This window comes from Streptomyces griseoluteus (assembly GCF_004784465.1).
GTDB lineage: Bacteria > Actinomycetota > Actinomycetes > Streptomycetales > Streptomycetaceae > Streptomyces > Streptomyces griseoluteus.
In genome coordinates this window covers 159,254-177,078 of record NZ_SRRU01000011.1, presented here as the reverse complement: position 1 = coordinate 177,078, position 17,825 = coordinate 159,254, and the positions used below count along the sequence as shown (strand labels likewise).

The following is a 17,825-nucleotide window of genomic DNA, read 5'->3' as shown; positions in this document are numbered from 1 at the left end:
GGGAAAAGAAAACGATCCGTCCCGATCAGAAGAAATCATTTCCCCGTGATCCGTACGGGATCAACACCCCGTACGCTCCTGCCTTGACCTGGGCCCCGCCCCCGTCGAGGACTGAAGCCTCAGACCAGCGCCAGGACGACCGCGAGCGTCGAGTCGTACTTCTGCTGCCGTCCCGCGACCGATTCGAGGACCAGCTGGGCCTTCTCCCACTGCTCGGGCTGAGCCTTTGCGTAGTCGCGCCAGCCGACGACGACGAGGAGGCGGCCCGGCACCTCGGGGCCCCAGCCGATGTCACCGCAGGCGTCCTGGAACGCCTGCCAGTCGCGGCCGGCGAACTCGGGCAGGTCGAGGGCCTTGGTGGCGCGGTCCATGAATCCGGCCTGGTCCGTGACGCCGGCGAGGTCGAGCGGGATGACCTTCCAGCCGGCCTCGCGGACGACCTCGGCGAGGGTCGCTGCGGGCATGTCGGCACCGCCTTCGGGGTCCGCGGACTGTTTCGGTCCACTCATGATGCCCCGGTCGGAGCGGGCCCGCAGGTCCGCCCGGCCGGGTCCGGACGGCCACCCGGTAGGCCGCCCCCTCTGTACCCGGGAGCCGTACCGGGCGCGCCCGAGCCCGCCACCGACCCCGGCCGGGTGGTGATCGACCTGTCCGCCGCCCATGTGTGGGACGCCTCGTCCGTCGCCGCGCTGGACGCCGTGGAGGCGCGGTACGCCGAGCGCGGCGCGACGGTCGTCACCGGCCTGGACGAGCGCGGCGCCCACCTGCCCGGCACGCTGACCGACGAGCCGGCGGGCAAGGGCTGAGCGGACGCCGACCCCCGTCTGGGCGCGAACCCGTGCCGCGCCGACCCGTCACCCGGTGGCGGCCAGCAGGGTGCGGCCGCCGAGGGCGACGGAGAACTGGTCGGTGATCTGGGCCAGCGCCTCGGCGGTGCCGGGAGCGACGGCCAGGGTGCCGTCCTCGCGCACCACTATGTCCTTGTCGAGGGTGAACCAGCCCTGGACTATATGGGCCGCGCCCATGGAGCTGAGCACCGGCCGCAGGGCGTAGTCGATGGCGAGGACATGGGCCGTGGTGCCGCCGGTGGCGAGGGGCAGCACCGTCTTCCCGGTGAGCGCGTACTGCGGGAGCAGGTCGAGGAAGGACTTGAGCAGCCCGGAGTACGCGGCCTTGTACACGGGGGTGCCGATCACGACGCCGTCGGCCCGGTCGACCAGTTCGGCGGCGGCCGCGATGGCCGGGTGCCTGACATCCGCGCCGAGCAGTGCGTCGGCGGGCAGCCCGCGCACGTCCAGGGGGACCACCTGGTGCCCCTGGCGGCTCAGCCGCTCGTCCAGGTGGCGCAGCAGACGGCCGGTGCGGGAGGTGGCGGAGGGGCTGCCGGAGATGGACAGGACGGTTGCCATGGGGGGGACCTTTCAAGCGGGGTTCGGTGGGCGGGAGCCAGGGGGTGCCTCGGCGAGTCCCCTTACGCCTGCTGCCACAGGGTGGTGGGCGCTTCCGTCCGCACCACGGGTGCGATCTCCTCGGCGAACCAGCGGAGCTGGTCGATCTGCCGGGGCAGAGAGAGACCTGAACCGTCGACGGTGACGGACTGCAGGTCGTGCCGGTAGGCCGCGTGGAAACCGAGGATCTTGTCGATGACCTGCTGCGGGCTGCCGATCAGGTGGGGCCCGTCCGCGATGGCCTCCTCCACCGTGCGGAACGGCGTGTTGTAGCCCGGCCTGCCGGCCAGATGCGGTTTGTACGACTGACAGACGCGAGCCTCGTAGAAGTCCTTGAACTCGGCGACGGCCTGCTGGCTGGTGCGGGCGATGAACAGGCCGCCGGAGCCCGCGCCGACGTATGCGCCGGCCGGGTCGTGGCCGTGGGCGGCGAAGCGTTCCCGGTAGTGGTCGATGAGCCGGGTGTACGCCTCGCGCGGCTGGATGGCGTTGGCGCTGAACAGCGGATCGCCGTGCCGGGCGGCCAGCTCCGGGGAGTTCAGGCTGGTGGCGGAGCCGTGCCAGACCCGGGGCGGGCGGCCCTCGTAGGGGCGCGGCAGGGTGGTGACGCCGGTCAGGGGCGGGCGGAACTTGCCCTGCCAGGTGACGTCCTCCTCGCGCCAGAGCCTGCGCAGCAGCTCGTACTTCTCGGCCTGGTAGTCCCACTGGAGGCCCTCGTCCAGGCCGAAGAGGTCGAAGTGGCCGGCCTCGGCGCCCTTGCCGATGACGAGTTCGAGGCGGCCGCGGGAGAGCTGGTGGAGGGTGGCGTAGTCCTCGGCGACCCGGACGGGGTCGAGGATGGCGAGCACCGTGACGCCGGTGAGCAGCCGGATGCGGGAGGTGCGGGCGGCGAGCGCGCCGAGCAGCACGGTGGGGCTGGAGGAGAGGAAGGGCCCGGCGTGCCGCTCCCCGATCGCGTACGCGTCGAAGCCCAGCTCCTCGGCGGCGACCCCGGTCTCCACGATCTCGGTCAACCGGTCGGGGGCAGGCACCTGTTCGCCGGTCAGGGGGTGCGGGGCGTGGCCGCCGATGGTGAGGACCTGGAACCTCATACGGCCTCTTCCGGACGCGGTGCGGGGCGGCCGAGGCCGAGGTGGTCGCGCAGGGTGCGCCCCTCGTACTCGGTGCGCAGGACACCGCGCTCCTGGAGCAGCGGCACGACCCGGTCGACGAACTCGTCGAGCCCGCCGGGGGTGAGGTGGGGTACGAGGATGAAGCCGTCGGCCGCGTCGGTCTGCACGTGTTCGTCCATGGCGGCGGCGACCGAGCCGGGGGTGCCGATGAAGGACTGGCGGGCGGTGAGTTCGATGGCCAGCTCGCGGATGGAGAGGTGCTTCTCCTCGGCGAGGGCCCGCCAGCGGGCCGCGATGCCGAAGCGGTCGGCCATGTGCGCCCAGCCCTGGGCGAGTTCGCCGTCCGGTACCGGTTCCACGTCCGGGAGCGGTCCGTCGGGGTCGTAGCCGGTGAGGTCACGGCCCCAGACGTTCTCCAGCGTGGCGACGGCCGTCTGCGGGCTGACCTGCTGACGCCGGATGTGCGCGGCGCGCTCCTGCGCCTCGGCCTCGCTGTCGCCGAGGACGACGGTCGCGGCGGGCAGGATCTTGAGCTGGTCCGGGGTGCGCCCGTACCGGGCAAGGCGGCCCTTGACGTCGGCGTGGAAGGCGCGGCCGGCCTCCAGGGTGCCGTGCCGGGTGAAGACGATGTCGGCGGTGCGCGCGGCGAACTCCCGGCCCTCGTCGGAGTCCCCGGCCTGGATGAGGACGGGGTGCACCTGGGGCGAGTGGGGCAGCGTGGCGCGGGCGGTGATGTCGAACTGGGGCCCGCTGTGCCGGACGGTGAGCGGGGTGCCGCCGCTGGGCCAGGAGTCCCACAGGGCGCGGGCCACCTCCACGAACTCGGCGGCGCGCGTGTAGCGGTCGGCGCGGTCGAGGTAGCCGCCGCGCCGGAAGTTCTCGCCGGTGAACGCGTCGGAGGAGGTCACGATGTTCCACGCGGCCCGGCCCCCGGAGAGGTGGTCCAGCGAGGCGAATCTGCGCGCGAGTTCGTACGGCTCGTTGAAGGTGGCGTTGACCGTGGCGGCCAGTCCGAGGTGTTCGGTGACGGCGGCGAGCGCGTTCAGCACGGTCAGTGACTCGGGGCGGCCCACCACGTCCAAGTCGTGGATGCGGCCCTTGCGTTCGCGCAGCCGCAGTCCTTCGGCGAGGAAGAAGAAGTCGAACCGGCCGCGCTCGGCGGTGCGGGCCAGGTGCTGGAAGGAGGAGAAGTCGATCTGGCTGCGGGACCCGGGGTCGCGCCACACGGTGGTGCTGTTGACGCCGGGGAAGTGTGCGGCGAGGTGAACCTGCTTGCGTCCTGCGGGAGTCGAGGCGCTCACAGCGCGGCCTCCGTCCGTACGGCGTAGCGGCTGTCGGGGCGGGCCAGGCCGAGGTGGTCGCGCAGGGTGTGGCCGGTGTGGGTGGCCCGGAAGAGCCCGCGGGCCCGCAGGGCGGGCACGACGTCGTGGATCACGGCGGGCAGTTCCTCCGTGGGGCTGGTGGTGACGAGGTGGAAGCCGTCCGTACCGGCGTCGGCGTGCCAGTCGGCGAGCAACTCCGGCAGCGCGTCCCGGGTTTCGGTGACGCCGACGGATATCAGCACGCGCAGGTCGTCCCGGCCGGCCCGGCTCAGCAGTTCGGTACGGGCCTCGCGGGCGGTGGCCGCGCTGTCGGCGGCCAGCAGGACGATCTCGGCGTACTGGGAGGCCAGCTCCCAGCGGGCGTCGCGGCCCTGGGCGTCCAGTGCGACCGCGACGGGTGGCCGCCCCTGCGGTGGCCGGGGGACGATGGACGGCCCCCGGACCGAGAAGTGCGGCCCGTCGAAGTCGGCGTAGTGCAGCTTGTCGCGGTCGATGAAGCGGCCGGTGGCGGCGTCCCGTATCTCGGCGTCGTCCTCCCAGCTGTCCCAGAGCCGGGCGGCGACCTCGGCGGCGTCGGCCGCCTCCGCCCACAGCTCGGCGTCGGGCGCGGGATCACGCCGTCCGACGGCGCGGGCCGCTTCCTCGGTGGTGGATACGTCGACCAGCCAGCCGGCCCGGCCCTCGCTGACGAAGTCCAGGGTGGCGAGGGCGCTGGAGGTGTGGAAGGGCTCGGTGTGAGTGGTGGTGACCGTGGGGATCAGACCGATCCGGCTGGTGCGGGCGGCGGCGTGGGCCAGTACGGCCACGGCGTCGAGGCGGCCCTCCCCGTCGGCGGGGTCCAGGGAGTCGTCGAGGGTGACGAAGTCGAGGGCGCCGAGTTCGGCGAGCTGGACCAGGCCGGTCCAGTGGGCGGCGGAGCGGGGCCCGGCGCTGCCGAGGGCGACGGAGAGATGGAGTTCACGGGTCATGCTGTCCTCCTCGCCTACTTCCCGGCCTTGGGCAGGCCGGGCGGGTTGATCTCGGACTTGGTCACGGCCTCGTCGGACAGCCCCCAGCGCTTCAGCACCTTCGCGTAAGTGCCGTCCTCGATCACGTGGTTGAGGGCGTCGGCGAGCGGCTTGGCGAGTCCGCTGTCCTTCTTGGTGGTGGCCGCGATGAGGCCCTGGAGGGTGGCGCCGGCGCCGGAGTAGGTGCCGACGACCTCGGTCTGGCCGGTGGTCGCCGCGTGGTAGGCGGCGGTCGGGTTGGGGCCGACATAGACGTCGATGCGCCCGGAGCGGAGCGCGAGGTAGGTGTCGCTCTCGTCCTGGTAGTACTTGATGTGGATCGGCTCGCGGCCCGCCTTCTGGTTCTCCTTGCTCCACTCGACCAGCAGCTTCTCCTGGTTGGTGCCACTGGAGACGGCGACGTTCCGCCCGGCGAGGTCGGCGGGGCCGGTGACCTTCAGGCCGCTGCCCTTCTTCGTCGCGAACCCGAGGTTGTCCTCGCGGTAGGTGGCGAAGTCGTACTTCTCCTTGCGCTCCTCGGTGACCGTGATGTTGCTGAAGCCCACGTCGTACTTGGCGCTGTCCAGGCCGACGAAGATGTTCTCCCAGGAGACGGTGTTGAGGTGCGGCTTGAGCCCGAGCACCCCGGCGACCAGGTAGGCGAGGTCGGGTTCGACGCCGATGACGGTCTTGTTGTCGGTGGCGTGGAAGCCCAGTGGCGCGGCCGAGTTGGAGGAGTCGACGATCTCCAGGGTGCCTCTCTTGCGGATCTTCTCCGGAACCTCGGCGGCGATGGAGGCGACCCGGGCCGTGGTGATCCGGTGCTGGTCCGGGCCGAGGTTGATCTTCGTGGTGGTGCCCTTGCCGGCCGCGACCTCGGCCGTGCCGCCGTCGGTGGGATTGGCGCAGGCGGCCAGAACGAGGGCGGAGGCGAGGCCGAGTGCGGGGGCGACGATACGGCGGGCGGTGGTGGACACGCGGAAGTCTCCTTGTGACGGTGCGGAGTCGGGGTGGTCAGAGGACCTTGGCGAGGAAGGCGCGGGTGCGTTCGCGCTGCGGGTCGTCCAGGACGGCTGCGGGCGGCCCCTGTTCGACCACGGTGCCGTCGTCCATGAAGACCACGGTGTCGGCGACCTCGCGGGCGAAGCCGATCTCATGGGTGACGACGATCATGGTGGTGCCGGTGCGGGCCAGGTCCTTGATGACGTCCAGGACCTCGCCGACCAGCTCGGGGTCGAGCGCGGAGGTGGGTTCGTCGAAGAGGAGCACCTTGGGCTCCAGGGCGAGCGCGCGGGCGATGGCGACGCGCTGCTGCTGGCCGCCGGAGAGCTGGCGCGGGTAGGCGTCGGCCTTGTCGGCGAGGCCGACCCGGTCCAGCAGGCGGCGCGCGGTGGCCTCGGCCTCCTTCTTGGGGCGGCGCAGCGCGGAGACGGGGGCTTCGAGAAGGTTGTCCAGCACGGTGAGGTGCGGGAACAGGTTGAAGTTCTGGAACACGAACCCGATGTGGGTGCGCTGTTTGAGGACGTCCCGTTCCTTCAGTTCGTGCAGCTTGTTCCCGGCGCGGCGGTAGCCGATGAGTTCACCGTCGATGCTGATCCAGCCGCTGTCGACCTTCTCCAGATGGTTGATGGTCCGCAGCAGGGTGGACTTGCCGGAGCCGGAGGGGCCCAGGATCACGGTGACCTCGCCCGCCCGTACGGTCAGGTCGACGCCACGCAGGACTTGAAGCGGGCCGAAGCTCTTGTGGACGCCGCGCACGTCCACCATGACGTCGTTCATCGGCTCTCTCCCCCGGGGTGAAGTGCGGTGACGGGTGCTTCGCGCCGGGCAGCGGCCGCGCGCAGGTCGCGCAGGAAGCGGCGGGCCCGCTGGAGCGGGGTGGGTGGCGGGGTGCGGTCGGCGCCGCGGGCGTAGCGGCGCTCCACGTAGTACTGGGCGACCGACAGCAGCGAGGTCAGCAGGACGTACCAGGCGGTGGCGACGAGCAGCAGCGGGATGACCCGGCCGTTGCGGCCGTAGACGACCTGGACCTGGTAGAACAGCTCGCCGATGGCCATCACGTAGACCACTGAGGTGCCCTTGAGCAGGCCGATGATCTCGTTGCCGGCGGTGGGCAGGATGGCGCGCATGGCCTGGGGCAGCACGATCCGGCGGATCTGCCGCAGCCGGGGTATGCCGAGCGCGGCGGCGGCCTCGCGCTGTCCGGAGTCGACGGAGAGGACCCCGCCCCGGACGATCTCGGCGGCGTAGGCGGCCTGGTGGAGGGTGAGGCCGATGACGGCGGCGCCGATGGTGCCGATCAGGCTGTCGCTGTCGACGGACCAGAAGACCGGACCGAAGGGGATGCCGATGCCGAGGCGTTCGTACAGGGCGCTCAGATTGAACCAGAACACGAGCTGCACGATCATCGGGATGGACCGGAACACCCAGATGTAGGTCCAGGCGACGGTCTGCAGCACCGGGCTGTGCGAGAGCCGCATGAAGGCCAGCACGGTGCCCAGGAGGAAGCCCAGCACGGTCGCGTAGGCGGTGAGTTGGAGGGTGACCCAGACGGCCTGGACGATCGTCTCGGACAGTACGTAGTCGCCGAAGACCCGCCACTCCCAGACCGGGTTGGTGGCGAGCCCGTGCGTGAACTGGGCGACCAGCACGAGGACGGCGGCGGCCCCGGCCCAGCGGGCGGGGTGCCGGGCGGGGACGACCTTGAAGGCGGCCGGGTCCGCGGTGGCCGGCGGCACGCGGGGCGCGGCCGGGGCGGTGTCGGGGGCGGCGGTGGTCATGGTGGGTTCCGTCGCTTCTCAGGCGTGCTCGGGCGGGCTGATCCGCGAGCTGTCGATGGCGGAGCCGGTGGTGCCCCACTTCTTGAGGATGCGGTCGTAAGTGCCGTTCTTGATCAGCTCGTTGACGGCGGCCTGGAACGCCTTGGTCAGCTTCGAGCCCTTCTTGAAGGCGAAGCCGACGTCGAGACGGTGGTACTCGCCGAGGAACGCGGTGTGCGCGGCGGGCTGGGCGGCCTGGTAGCGCAGGCCGTTGATGGTCGACATGATCACGTCGATACGGCCTTGCTGGAGGGCGGTGATCGTCGCGCCGTTCTCCGAGTACACCTTCACCTCGTACGGCTTCTTGCCGGCCTTGGCGCACACCCCCTTCTGTGCGGCGAGGGTGGCCTCGAAGGTGGTGCCGGCGTTGATGCCGACGGTGCGGCCGCAGAGCTGGGTCAGGTCGGTGATCTTCTTGCCGAAGGAGGTGTCGCCCTGCTTCACGGCGAAGCCCTGGCCGTCGTCGATGTAGGTGACGAAGTCGATGGTCTTCAGCCGCTCGGTGGTGACGCCGAAGTTGCCGGTGCCCACGTCGTACTTGCCGCTGCCGAGGGCGGGGAGGATGGTCTCGAAGGAGGCGTCCTGCCGCTCCAGCTTGATCCCGAGCACCTTGGCGACGGCCGAGGCGATGTCGATGTCCTGGCCCTGCGGTGTGCGGGAGCCGTTCGGGTAGTACGCGGAGGGCGGCGCGCCGACCGAGCTGCCGATGCGCAGGGTGCCCGCGGAGCGTACGTCGGCGGGCAGCAGGGCGGCGGCGGAGTCGACCTTGTGGACGGCGGCCACGGGGTCGGCGGTCGGTGCGGGCGAACCGCCCGCGGCGGTCGCCTCGGCGGGGTCGCCGGAGCCGCACCCGGTCAGGGCCAGCAGGGGCAGGAGCGCGGCGGCGGCCACGAACGGGCGCGTGCGGCCGGGGATGCCGAGGAGCTTCACTGGGCGGTGGCCTTTCCGGTGCGGAGGTGTTTCTCGAAGGGCAGCGGGCCGATGGACTCCGGGTCGGCCTCGGTGTCGAAGAGCGGGCGGTAGCCGGTGTTCAGGTACAGCGCTCGGGCCTCGGGCTGGCGGGGTCCGGTGGTCAGGTAGATGCGCCGATAGCCGCGGGCGCGCGCCTCGCGTTCCAGCTCGGCGACGACCTCGCGGGCCAGGCCCCGGCGGCGGTGGCCGGAGTGGGTCCAGATCCGCTTCAGCTCGGCGGTGTCCGCGTCGTACCGGCGGAAGGCGCCGCCCGCGACGGGTTCGCCGCCCTCCAGGATCAGCAGGAGGACACCGCCGTGCGGCGCGGTGAACTCCTCGTCGGGGTAGCGGGCGAGTTCGGCGTGCGCGTCCTTGCCGTAGCGGGCGGAGTACTCCTCGCCGAGTTCACGCAGCAGGGGCCGTACGCGCGGGTCGGAGACGGGTACTTGGACGACCGACCGTGCGGAGAGGGCGGGCAGGGTCACTCGCCCACCGCCGTGAGCGGGCCGGTGCCGGCCGCGCGGGCGGCGTCCCGCTTGGCGACCTCCTCGCGGACGATCGGGATGACGTGGCGGCCGAAGTCGATGGCGTCGCCGAGCAGGTCGTAGCCGCGCGCGGAGAGGATGTCGACGCCGAGGTCGTAGTAGTCGAGGAGGGCCTGGGCGACCGTCTCCGGGGTGCCGACCAGGGCGTTGGAGTTGCCCGCGCCGCCGGTGGCGGCGGCGGTCGGGGTCCACAGGGCGCGGTCGTAGCGCTCGCCCGCCTCGGCGATGGCGATCAGGCGCTGCGAGCCGGCGTTCTCGGGGGCGCCGCTGCGGTGGTGGCGGACGAGGCCCGCCTCGCGGCGCTGCTTGATCGCGCCGACCGTGCGGTGTGCCTTCTCCCAGGCCAGTTCCTCGGTGGGGGCGATGATCGGGCGGAAGGCGACCTGGATGCGGGGCACGTCGGTGCGGCCGGCCTCGCGGGCGGCGGCCTTGACCTTCTCGATCTGCGCGGCGGTCTCGGCCAGCGGTTCGCCCCACAGGCAGTAGATGTCGGCCTCGGCACCTCCGGCGGCGTACGCGGCGGGGGAGGAGCCGCCGAACGAGACACCGGGGCGCGGCTGTTGGACGGGGAAGACGTCGCTGACGAAGTCGTGGAACCGGTAGTGCTCGCCCTCGTGGTCGAACGCCTCGTGGGTGGTCCAGATCTTCTTGACGATCCCGATGTACTCGCGGGTGCGGGCGTACCGCTCGTCCTTGGTGAGGGTGTCGCCCTCCCGGCCCTGCTCGTGGTCGTTGCCGCCGGTGATGAAGTGGACGGTGAGCCGGCCGTCGCTGATCTGGTCCAGGGTGGCGAAGGTCTTGGCGGCGAAGGTGGGGTACGAGACGTTGGGCCGGTGGGCGAGCAGGAGCTGCAGCCGGTCGGTGCGGGCGGCGATGTACGCGGCGGCGGGCGCGGGGTCCGGGGAGCCGGAACCGTAGGCGAACAGCACCCGGTCCCAGCCGTGGTCCTCGTGGGCCCGGGCGAGGCGGAGGGTGTAGTCCCGGTCGAAGGCCGCGCCCGAGCGCGGGGTGGTTTCGGAGCCGTCGTTGGTCGCGGCTATGCCGAGGAACTCCACTGGCATGAGTGAGCCTTTCCGGCGATGAAGCGCAGGCGTGCAGGACAGAACAGCCGTGCGTACTAAGTAAGTTGATGAAACGTCAGGACAGTGACGTCAGAAATGCGGCGTGACGACGACGGGCGTCGGGTGAAAGTGGGACGGTGCGGCGGCAGCGCGCGGAAGGGTGGGCATCGGCCCGCGCCGGAGTTGCGCCGGCGGAGGGAAAGGGCCGGTCAGACGGCCCGCTGCCGAGTCAGGCGCAACACGAGGACGACCACACTCGACCGAAGTCGATGTGATCGCGCGTGACCAAGCGCTGCTGGGCATCCATGCGGTCAATTGAGCAGCGCATCTCGCTTTTCGTCAACCCATGACCGCATGTCGGACCACAACCGACGCCGTGTCCGGTGTGGTTGCCACAGGTGTGGTTGACAGACATGTGCGGTACACCCATACGATCGACGGCGGACGGGCCTGACACGCGGCGGGCTCATCCGGTCGCGTTGAGGGACGCGGCACGTGACGACGCAGGCCACCGGCCGCACCGTACGCGAGTACGTGTGCCACCGGGCGGTCGCCCACGTCCGCACCTCCCTCCCCGGAGCGTCTACCGATGGCCACGCCTTCCGATGTCACCTCTCCTTCCCTGCTGAAGCCCCCCGCGGCCGCGCCGCCCTCCGACGACACCGAGCTGCCCCGGATCGTGCCGCGCCGGCACCTCGGCCGCTGGGTCGCCGCGGCCGTCGCACTGCTGGTCCTGGCCATGGTGCTCAACTCCGTGGTGCGCAACGACGCCTTCCAGTGGCGGGTGGTGGGGCAGTACTTCACCACCGCCGCCGTGCTCGACGGGCTGCTGCTCACCCTGTGGCTGACGGCCGCCGTGATGGTGCTGGCGTTCCTGCTCGGCACCGGCATCGCGGTGCTCCGTCTCTCCGCCAACCCTGTGCTGCGCACCCTGAGCTGGGGTTATGTGTGGATCTTCCGCTCGACGCCGCTGCTGGTGCAGTTGCTGTTCTGGTTCAACATCGGCGCGCTGTATCCGACGCTCGGGGTCGGCGTCCCGTTCGGCCCCGAGTTCGTCACGGTCAAGACGGTGAACCTGCTCGGGCCGACCCTGACCGCGCTGATCGGCCTCACGCTGCACGAGACGGCGTACGCGGCCGAGGTGATCCGGGGCGGCATCCTCTCCGTGGACGCCGGGCAGACCGAGGCGGCGCAGGCACTGGGCCTCGGCAGATGGCGCACCCTGCGCCGGATCGTCGTCCCGCAGGCGATGCGCTCCATCGTGCCGACGGCCGGGAACATGCTGATCGGCACCTTGAAGGGCACCAGCATCGTCAGCGTGCTGGCCGTGCATGACCTGCTGTTCTCCGTCCAGTTGATCTACAACCGGACCTACCAGGTCATCCCGCTGCTGCTGGTGGCCACCGTCTGGTACATCGCGGTGACGTCGGTGCTCAGTGTGGGCCAGTACCACGTCGAGCGGTACTACGGCCGGGGCGCCGCCCGCGCCCTTGCGCCCAGTCCGCTCGCCCGGCTCGGCCCCTGGCTGACCGTGCTGCGCGCCCGGACCCGCCGCGCCTCCCCCGGCGGTGACCGGTGAGCACGCGCACCCTGGTGATCGTCGGCGCGGGACCTCGCGCCACCGGGCTGCTGGAGCGCATCGGCGCCAGCGCGCCCGAACTGTGGTCCGGGGCACATGAGTTGCGTGTCCATCTGGTGGACCCGTATCCACCCGGTCCGGGCCGGGTCTGGCGGCACGAGCAGTCGCCGCTGCTGCGGATGAACTCCATGGCCGAGGACGTCACCATGTTCACCGACGAGACCTCCACCGTGGACGGCCCGGTGCGCCCCGGCCCCTCGCTGGCCGAGTGGGCGGCCCAGATCGCCGCCCCGGACGCCCCGCGCTTCACCCCGTACGCGGAACCGGCCGACCCGGAGGTGCTCGCCGAGCTACGCACCCTGGGCCCGGCCGACTTCCCGACCCGTCGTGCCCAAAGCGCTTATCTGGACTGGGTGTTCCGCCGGGCGCTGGCCGATCTGCCGCCCTCGGTGACCGTCGAGTGGCACCGCACCACCGCGACCTCGGTCACCGGCCCGCCCGACGGCCCCCAGGCGGTCCGGCTGGCCGGCCGAAGCGACCCGCTCCGCGCCGACCTGGTGATTCTGACCCAGGGGCATCTTGGCTCCACCCCCGCCCCGGCGCACCGGGTTCACGCGGACTTCGCCCGGCGGCACCGGCGCTTCCATCTGCCGCCCGCCTTCTCCGCCGACGCCGACCTGTCGGGACTGCGGCCGGGCGAGGACGTCGTACTGCGCGGCTTCGGGCTCGCGTTCGTCGACCTGATGGTGCTGCTCACGGAGGGCCGGGGCGGCGCCTACCGGACCGAGCCGGACGGCACGCTGACCTACCTGCCCTCCGGCCGCGAACCCGTGCTGCACGTCGGCTCGCGGCGCGGGGTGCCGTACCACGCCAAGACCGGCTACCAGCTCCAGGGACCCCGGCCGCCGCTCCCCCGGTACTTCGGCCCGGAGGCGGTCGACGCGCTGGCCGCCGGGGACGGCCCGCTGGACCTGCGGCGCGACGTGTGGCCGCTGATGGCCAAGGAGATCGGGTTCGGCCACTACCACGAGCTGTTCCACGCCCACCCCGAGCGCACGGCCATGCCCTGGCCGGAGTTCCTGGCCGCCTATGACCGATTCGGCTGGTACTCGGCCCGGTTGGCCGGGCTGGTCGCCACCGCCGTACCCGACCCGGCCGACCGGCTGGACTTCGAGGCGCTGGACCGGCCGCTGGACGGTCTCGTCTTCGACACCCCGGACGCCTTCCAGGAGCACCTGCGTGCCTACGCCCGTAAGGATCTGGCCCGCCGCGAGGACCCTGAGCACAGCGCCGACCTCGGCGCGTTCCTCGCGCTGCTCTCGATATACGGCCAACTGCCCGGACTGGTGGCCTCCGGCCGGCTGACGGCACGCTCGCTGGCGGACGGCCTGGACGGCTGGTGGCACGGGTTCTTCAGCTTCCTCGCCTCCGGGCCGCCCGGCTTCCGGCTGCGGGAGCTGGACGCGCTGTCCCGCGCCGGTGTGGTGCGCTTCCTCGGCGCCGACATCAGGGTCGGCACGGACGAGGCCACCGGCACCTTCACGGCGACGAGTCCCACGGTGCCGGGTCACACGGTGCACGCGACCGCCCTGATCGAGGCGTATCTGCCGGGTCCGAACCTGGACCGCACCGAGGACCCGCTGCTGCGGCACCTGCACCGTACCGGCGCGCTGGCGGAGGAGGTGGTGGCCGACGGCACGCACCGGCACCGGTCCGGCCGGATCACCGTCTCCCTCGCCGACGGCCGTCTGATCGACCCCGGCCTGGGCCGGCCGCACCCGCGCCGGATCGCCCTGGGCGCCCCGACCGACAGCCGGGCCATCGCCGCCTTCGCCCGCCCCCGCACCGACGCGCCCGCCTTCCGGCAGAACGACACGGTGGCCAGGGCGGTGCTGCGGGCGCTGGACGCCGACCCGTCGGAGCCGTACGTGCCGGGTCCGGTCGACTGCGCGCGGGTCGGGGGCTGATGTACGAGGGGGCTGCCCGGACGATGACCGGGCAGCCCCCTCCGCAGTCACGCCCGCGGCCCCACGGGGATGTCGCCGCGCAGGGTGATCCGGTGCATCACCCGGTGCTGGTCGCCGTAGTCGCGGTTGGCGTAGTGCGAGGTGCTGCGGTTGTCCCACAGGGCCACGTCACCCGGCTGCCAGCGGTGCCGGACCACATGTTCCGGCTTGGTGAGGTGTGCGTAGAGAATGTCCAGCAGACCCCGGCTCTCGTGCTCGGAGACGCCGACGATGTGCGAGGTGAAGCCGGGGTTCACGAACAGCCCCCTGCGCCCGCTCTCCGGGTGCACCCGCACCACCGGATGCTCCACCGGCGTGAGCTGCGTGAACACCTCGCCCTCCCACAGGTTGCCCTTCCCCTGCCGGCGCTGGGCGAGGTAGTAGCCGAACTCGCGGGAGCCGTCGTGCACGGCGGTGAGGGTGTCGATGTGGGCCCGCAGCCCCGGCGACAGCGACTCGTACGCGGCCTGGCTGTCGGCCCAGTTGGTGTCGCCCCCGGTGGGCGGCAGCACCACCGCGCGCAGCACGGAGATGGCGGGCGGGCGGGCGACGAAGGTGACATCGGTGTGCCACACGTCGGCGAAGCCGTTGTCCTGGCTGTCCAGCGAGTACACCTCGGGCGGCACGTCGCCGGAGTCGTGCACCGGGTGCCCCACTGTGACCTCGCCGAGCCGGCGGCCCAGCTCGATCTGCCCGGCATCGTCGAGCAGATGCTGTCCCCGCACGAAGAGGACCTTGTGGCGCACCAGGGCCTCGCGCAGCGCGAGCACGCCGTCGTCGTCCAGGTGGGCCAGCTCGATGCCGTCGATCTCGGCGCCGATGTTCGGGCCCAGCTCGGTGAGCGGCAGCCGCGTCGCCACGGGCCGGTCGCTGAGGATGCTCATACGGGTGTCCTTTCCGGTACGGCCCCGTCCGGGACCTGGTTTCCTGTCGCGGTACGGCGGTCAGGCCGCGGCGGCGCTCTTCACGGCGTGCGCGACCTCGGCGCGCAGTTCCCCGAACTCCGGTGAGCCGCGCAGCTCTTCGGCGTCCACCTCACCGCGCGGCAGGGTGATCGGCAGGTCGAGCGCGACGGTCCCCGGGCTCCTGGTCAGCACCACGATGCGGGAGCCGAGGAACACGGCCTCCTCGGCCGAGTGCGTCACGAACACCGTGGTGCGCCCTGCCTGGGCGGCCATCCGGCGCACGTCCTCCTGGAGCCGTTCCCGGGTGAGCGCGTCGAGCGCCGCGAACGGTTCGTCGAGCAGCAGCAGCGGGTTGTCGGCGGCGAGCGCGCGGGCGATGGCGACGCGCTGCTGCTGGCCGCCGGAGATCTCCCAGACCCGGCGCGCCTCGGTGCCCTCCAGCCCGACCCGCGCCAGCAGCTCGGCCCGCCGCTCGGGCCATCGGGCGCGCTCGACACCCGCGTACCGGAGGGCCAGGTCGAGGTTGCCGCGCACGGTGCGCCACGGGAAGAGCCTCGGCGTCTGGAACACCACGCCCGCCGTGTCGCCGGGGCGGGGATCGGTGCCGGAGACCTGCACGGTGCCCTCGCTGGGCCGCTCGAACCCGGCGATCAGGCGCAGCAGGGTGCTCTTGCCGCAGCCGGAGGCGCCGACCAGGACGAGGAACTCCCCGGTGGGCACGGTGAGATCGACCGGGCCGACGGCGGTCACGGCACCGTACCGATGGGTGACGTGGTCCAGCCGGACGGCACCGTCCTCGGCTCCCCCTGACTCAACCTGCGCTTCCGCCAGTTCACTTGAGGACATCGGGCAGCCCCTTGAGGTAGAACGCCTTCTCGACGGAGGCCGCGGAGGGCGCCGCGTCGATCTGCTTCTGGCCGGCCAGGAAGCGGCCGGTGTCGCCCACGTAGGTCAGCAGCTTGCCGGGCTTGCCGTCGGTGCCCAGCCAGTCGGCCGAGGTCACCTGCTCCGGGGTGAGGAACACGCCCTGCGCGAGCTGGGCCCGGGCGTCGGCGGCGCTGATGTTCAGCTCGGCCGCGACCGCCTTCACCGCGCCCTCGTGGTCGGACCTCAGCAGCCGCAGCGCCTCCGCCTCGGCCTTGCGCCAGGCGTCGATCGCCTTCGGGTCGCGGGCGATCAGCTCGTCCGAGACGACGGCGAGGTCCAGGGTCGGCTTGCCCGAACCGGCCACCTGCTTGCTGCTGGTGAGCTGCTTGCCCGTCTTGCGCAGCTCGTCCAGCGTGGGCAGCCAGACGTACGCGGCGTCGATGTCGCCCCGCTGCCAGGCGGCGAGGATCGCCTGCGGCTGGAGGTCGATCAGCTTGACGTCGGACGGCTTCAGCCCGGCCTTGTCCAGCGCGGCCAGCAGGCTGTAGTGCGAGGTCGACGCGAACGGCGTGGCGACCGTACGCCCCTTCAGCCCGGCCACGTCCGAGACCCCGGTACTCTTCCGCGCCACCAGCGCCTCGTTCTCCCCCGCCACGTCGAGAATCCAGGCGACCTTGTACGGGATCGGCGACGGGCCGGATATCCCGCGCGCGAACGGGCTCGACCCGAGCGCGGCGATGTCGAGGGACTTGCCGAGGAAAGCCTGGTTGACGCTGGCCCCGGAGTCGAACTTGATCCAGGTGATGGTGTGGTCCGGCAGCGCCTTCTCCAGCAGCTTTCTGTTCTTGACGATCAAGTCGCCGCTGGGAAAGGCGAAGTAGCCGATGCGCAGCCGTTTCCCGGCGCCGGAGGCCGAGGCGGAGCTGTCCGTGGAGCAGCCGGTGACCGCAGCGGTGGCGGCGACGGCGAGCGCACCCGCGAGCAGCTGGCGGCGGGAGGGGCGGTGCGGGGCGTGAGACATGGAAGTGCCGTTTCTTCTAGCGGGAGTCGGTGTGCTTCTCAGGTGCGGCCGCGCCAGGGCACGACGGCCCGCTCCAGGCGCAGCAGCAGGCCGTCGATGATCAGGCCGGAGATGCCGATGGCGATGATGCCGACGAGCACGACCGGGGTGTTGTTGTAGTTGGCGGCGTCCTTGACCATGCCGCCGATGCCGGGCAGCCCGTTGACCAACTCCGCTGCCACCAGGGAGGAGTAGGCGACGCCCACGGCCAGCCGGACGCCGGTCAGCGTCTCCGGCAGGGCCGAAGGGACCACCACGTCCCGTACGACGTCCCAGCGCGAGGCGCCGAGCGCGCGGGCCGCCTCGGTGAGCGCCTTCGGCACGGCGGCCACGGCCGTGGTGGTGGAGACGGCGACCGGCGGGAACGCGGCCACGGCCAGCAGGGTGATCTTCGGCTCCTCGTTGATGCCGAGCCAGATGATCAGCAGGGAGAAGTACGCCAGCGGAGGCAGCGTGCGCAGAAAGGTGATCCAGGGCTCGAACAGCGAGCGCACCCAGCCGACGGTGCCCATCAGCAGGCCGAACACCACTCCGGCCGCGATGCCGATACCGGCGCCGAACGCGATGCGGCGCAGGCTGATGCCCAAGTGCTCGATGAGATAGGTGCCGTTGTAGCCCCGGACACCGTCGTGCGTGGTCGACACGTCGATGAAGGCCCGCCACACCTTGACCGGCGGCGGCACCAGCGTCTCGCTCCAAGTGCCGCTGACCGCGAGGAGTTGCCACAGGAACAGGAACAGGACGAGCGACCCGAGCGGAAGTGCGCTGCGCCTCAGGGCACTTGAGGATCGAGCGGGACGGGGTGCGACGGCGGCCGGGAGCGGGTCGGCCTTCTCCGGGCGCAGGGAAAGGGACACGGGCGGCCTCCATGGGGGCCTCGTAACAGCGGCGTCGTGGATCGGCGGGCACGGCGAAGTGCCGCCTGCACAGCGGGAGATACCGGCCCTGCGAGACACAGCTCGCCCGGAACCGCGCCGGGTTACCTCACCGGGCGGAGCGGACCGTCAGGAACGCGCGGACAACGGGGTCAGCGACAACACGCGGCCGGGCGGCGGCACAGGTCGATGACCAGGCGTCGCACCAGCGGCATGAGATTCATGGGGCCCTTTTCTACCTCAGCCGGGGCTCACCACCAAGAGGTGTCCAGGAAGTGGACCACAGGGT

At 71.9% G+C, this 17,825-nt stretch carries 17 protein-coding genes and 1 pseudogene; 3 read left to right on the top strand and 15 right to left on the bottom strand.

Going from position 1 to position 17,825, the window contains the following annotated elements:
* Nucleotides 1-119: 119 nt before the first annotated feature.
* A complete protein-coding gene (locus E5082_RS27400; protein ID WP_135793933.1) occupies nucleotides 120-464 on the bottom strand; it encodes a barstar family protein in 345 nt (114 codons plus the stop codon).
* A gap of 153 nt (nucleotides 465-617) precedes the next feature.
* On the opposite strand from E5082_RS27400, the pseudogene E5082_RS27395 reads away from it, so the two are divergent.
* Nucleotides 618-806: pseudogene (locus tag E5082_RS27395) on the top strand (SulP family inorganic anion transporter); the annotation flags it as partial.
* 48 nt (nucleotides 807-854) lie between these two features.
* Here E5082_RS27395 and ssuE read toward each other — a convergent pair.
* The 10 genes from ssuE to E5082_RS27345 form a co-directional block, all read right to left on the bottom strand.
* On the bottom strand, nucleotides 855-1,409 hold the full coding sequence (gene ssuE, locus E5082_RS27390) for an NADPH-dependent FMN reductase (protein WP_086693649.1): 555 nt from the start codon (nucleotides 1,407-1,409) through the stop codon (nucleotides 855-857).
* 62 nt (nucleotides 1,410-1,471) lie between these two features.
* On the bottom strand, nucleotides 1,472-2,539 hold the full coding sequence (locus tag E5082_RS27385) for an LLM class flavin-dependent oxidoreductase (protein WP_135793932.1): 1,068 nt from the start codon (nucleotides 2,537-2,539) through the stop codon (nucleotides 1,472-1,474).
* Nucleotides 2,536-3,861: an NtaA/DmoA family FMN-dependent monooxygenase gene (locus tag E5082_RS27380; RefSeq protein ID WP_229918979.1), complete on the bottom strand. Its 1,326-nt coding sequence runs from the start codon at nucleotides 3,859-3,861 to the stop codon at nucleotides 2,536-2,538. The genes E5082_RS27385 and E5082_RS27380 overlap by 4 nt, the downstream gene beginning before the upstream one ends.
* Nucleotides 3,858-4,850: an LLM class flavin-dependent oxidoreductase gene (locus tag E5082_RS33100; RefSeq protein WP_135793931.1), complete on the bottom strand. Its 993-nt coding sequence runs from the start codon at nucleotides 4,848-4,850 to the stop codon at nucleotides 3,858-3,860. The genes E5082_RS27380 and E5082_RS33100 overlap by 4 nt, the downstream gene beginning before the upstream one ends.
* 14 nt (nucleotides 4,851-4,864) lie before the next feature.
* A complete protein-coding gene (locus E5082_RS27370; RefSeq protein WP_135793930.1) occupies nucleotides 4,865-5,845 on the bottom strand; it encodes an ABC transporter substrate-binding protein in 981 nt (326 codons plus the stop codon).
* A gap of 37 nt (nucleotides 5,846-5,882) precedes the next feature.
* Nucleotides 5,883-6,647, bottom strand: coding sequence for an amino acid ABC transporter ATP-binding protein (locus E5082_RS27365; RefSeq protein ID WP_135793929.1), 765 nt, complete (start codon nucleotides 6,645-6,647; stop codon nucleotides 5,883-5,885).
* Entirely contained in the window at nucleotides 6,644-7,648 is a 1,005-nt protein-coding gene (locus E5082_RS27360) for an amino acid ABC transporter permease (protein ID WP_135793928.1), read from the bottom strand. The genes E5082_RS27365 and E5082_RS27360 overlap by 4 nt, the downstream gene beginning before the upstream one ends.
* Before the next feature lie 18 nt (nucleotides 7,649-7,666).
* On the bottom strand, nucleotides 7,667-8,617 hold the full coding sequence (locus E5082_RS27355; RefSeq protein WP_229918980.1) for an ABC transporter substrate-binding protein: 951 nt from the start codon (nucleotides 8,615-8,617) through the stop codon (nucleotides 7,667-7,669).
* A complete protein-coding gene (locus E5082_RS27350) occupies nucleotides 8,614-9,123 on the bottom strand; it encodes a GNAT family N-acetyltransferase (protein WP_373310115.1) in 510 nt (169 codons plus the stop codon). The genes E5082_RS27355 and E5082_RS27350 overlap by 4 nt, the downstream gene beginning before the upstream one ends.
* Nucleotides 9,120-10,244: an LLM class flavin-dependent oxidoreductase gene (locus E5082_RS27345; protein ID WP_135793927.1), complete on the bottom strand. Its 1,125-nt coding sequence runs from the start codon at nucleotides 10,242-10,244 to the stop codon at nucleotides 9,120-9,122. Before E5082_RS27345 ends, E5082_RS27350 begins: the two co-directional genes overlap by 4 nt.
* A 589-nt stretch (nucleotides 10,245-10,833) precedes the next feature.
* Between E5082_RS27345 and E5082_RS27340 the strand changes: the two genes are divergently transcribed.
* Together E5082_RS27340 and E5082_RS27335 are read left to right on the top strand one after the other, a co-directional pair.
* Nucleotides 10,834-11,823 carry an amino acid ABC transporter permease gene (locus tag E5082_RS27340; protein WP_135793926.1) on the top strand — a complete coding sequence of 330 codons (990 nt, stop codon included), beginning with the start codon at nucleotides 10,834-10,836 and terminating at the stop codon, nucleotides 11,821-11,823.
* Nucleotides 11,820-13,790, top strand: coding sequence for an FAD/NAD(P)-binding protein (locus E5082_RS27335; RefSeq protein ID WP_229918981.1), 1,971 nt, complete (start codon nucleotides 11,820-11,822; stop codon nucleotides 13,788-13,790). The genes E5082_RS27340 and E5082_RS27335 overlap by 4 nt, the downstream gene beginning before the upstream one ends.
* A gap of 47 nt (nucleotides 13,791-13,837) precedes the next feature.
* Here E5082_RS27335 and E5082_RS27330 read toward each other — a convergent pair whose 3' ends face one another.
* Genes E5082_RS27330 through E5082_RS27315 form a run of 4 tightly spaced genes read right to left on the bottom strand, consistent with a single transcriptional unit; the run spans nucleotide 13,838 to nucleotide 17,437 of the window.
* Nucleotides 13,838-14,713, bottom strand: coding sequence for a TauD/TfdA dioxygenase family protein (locus tag E5082_RS27330; protein ID WP_135793925.1), 876 nt, complete (start codon nucleotides 14,711-14,713; stop codon nucleotides 13,838-13,840).
* A gap of 60 nt (nucleotides 14,714-14,773) precedes the next feature.
* Nucleotides 14,774-15,580, bottom strand: coding sequence for an ABC transporter ATP-binding protein (locus E5082_RS27325; protein ID WP_135793924.1), 807 nt, complete (start codon nucleotides 15,578-15,580; stop codon nucleotides 14,774-14,776).
* Complete coding sequence (locus E5082_RS27320; protein WP_135793923.1) at nucleotides 15,567-16,622, bottom strand: taurine ABC transporter substrate-binding protein; 1,056 nt, start codon at nucleotides 16,620-16,622, stop codon at nucleotides 15,567-15,569. Before E5082_RS27320 ends, E5082_RS27325 begins: the two co-directional genes overlap by 14 nt.
* A 38-nt stretch (nucleotides 16,623-16,660) precedes the next feature.
* Complete coding sequence (locus tag E5082_RS27315) at nucleotides 16,661-17,437, bottom strand: ABC transporter permease (protein WP_135794027.1); 777 nt, start codon at nucleotides 17,435-17,437, stop codon at nucleotides 16,661-16,663.
* Nucleotides 17,438-17,825: the final 388 nt, after the last annotated feature.

Excerpts from the sequence above, each read along its gene's own strand:
- E5082_RS27400 (WP_135793933.1), bottom strand. The coding sequence starts at position 464 with ATGCCCGCAGCGACCCTCGCCGAGGTCGTCCGCGAGGCCGGCTGGAAG.
- ssuE (WP_086693649.1), bottom strand. The coding sequence starts at position 1,409 with ATGGCAACCGTCCTGTCCATCTCCGGCAGCCCCTCCGCCACCTCCCGC.
- E5082_RS27385 (WP_135793932.1), bottom strand. The coding sequence starts at position 2,539 with ATGAGGTTCCAGGTCCTCACCATCGGCGGCCACGCCCCGCACCCCCTG.
- E5082_RS33100 (WP_135793931.1), bottom strand. The coding sequence starts at position 4,850 with ATGACCCGTGAACTCCATCTCTCCGTCGCCCTCGGCAGCGCCGGGCCC.
- E5082_RS27365 (WP_135793929.1), bottom strand. The coding sequence starts at position 6,647 with ATGAACGACGTCATGGTGGACGTGCGCGGCGTCCACAAGAGCTTCGGC.
- E5082_RS27360 (WP_135793928.1), bottom strand. The coding sequence starts at position 7,648 with ATGACCACCGCCGCCCCCGACACCGCCCCGGCCGCGCCCCGCGTGCCG.
- E5082_RS27345 (WP_135793927.1), bottom strand. The coding sequence starts at position 10,244 with ATGCCAGTGGAGTTCCTCGGCATAGCCGCGACCAACGACGGCTCCGAA.
- E5082_RS27340 (WP_135793926.1), top strand. The coding sequence starts at position 10,834 with ATGGCCACGCCTTCCGATGTCACCTCTCCTTCCCTGCTGAAGCCCCCC.
- E5082_RS27330 (WP_135793925.1), bottom strand. The coding sequence starts at position 14,713 with ATGAGCATCCTCAGCGACCGGCCCGTGGCGACGCGGCTGCCGCTCACC.
- E5082_RS27325 (WP_135793924.1), bottom strand. The coding sequence starts at position 15,580 with ATGTCCTCAAGTGAACTGGCGGAAGCGCAGGTTGAGTCAGGGGGAGCC.
- E5082_RS27320 (WP_135793923.1), bottom strand. The coding sequence starts at position 16,622 with ATGTCTCACGCCCCGCACCGCCCCTCCCGCCGCCAGCTGCTCGCGGGT.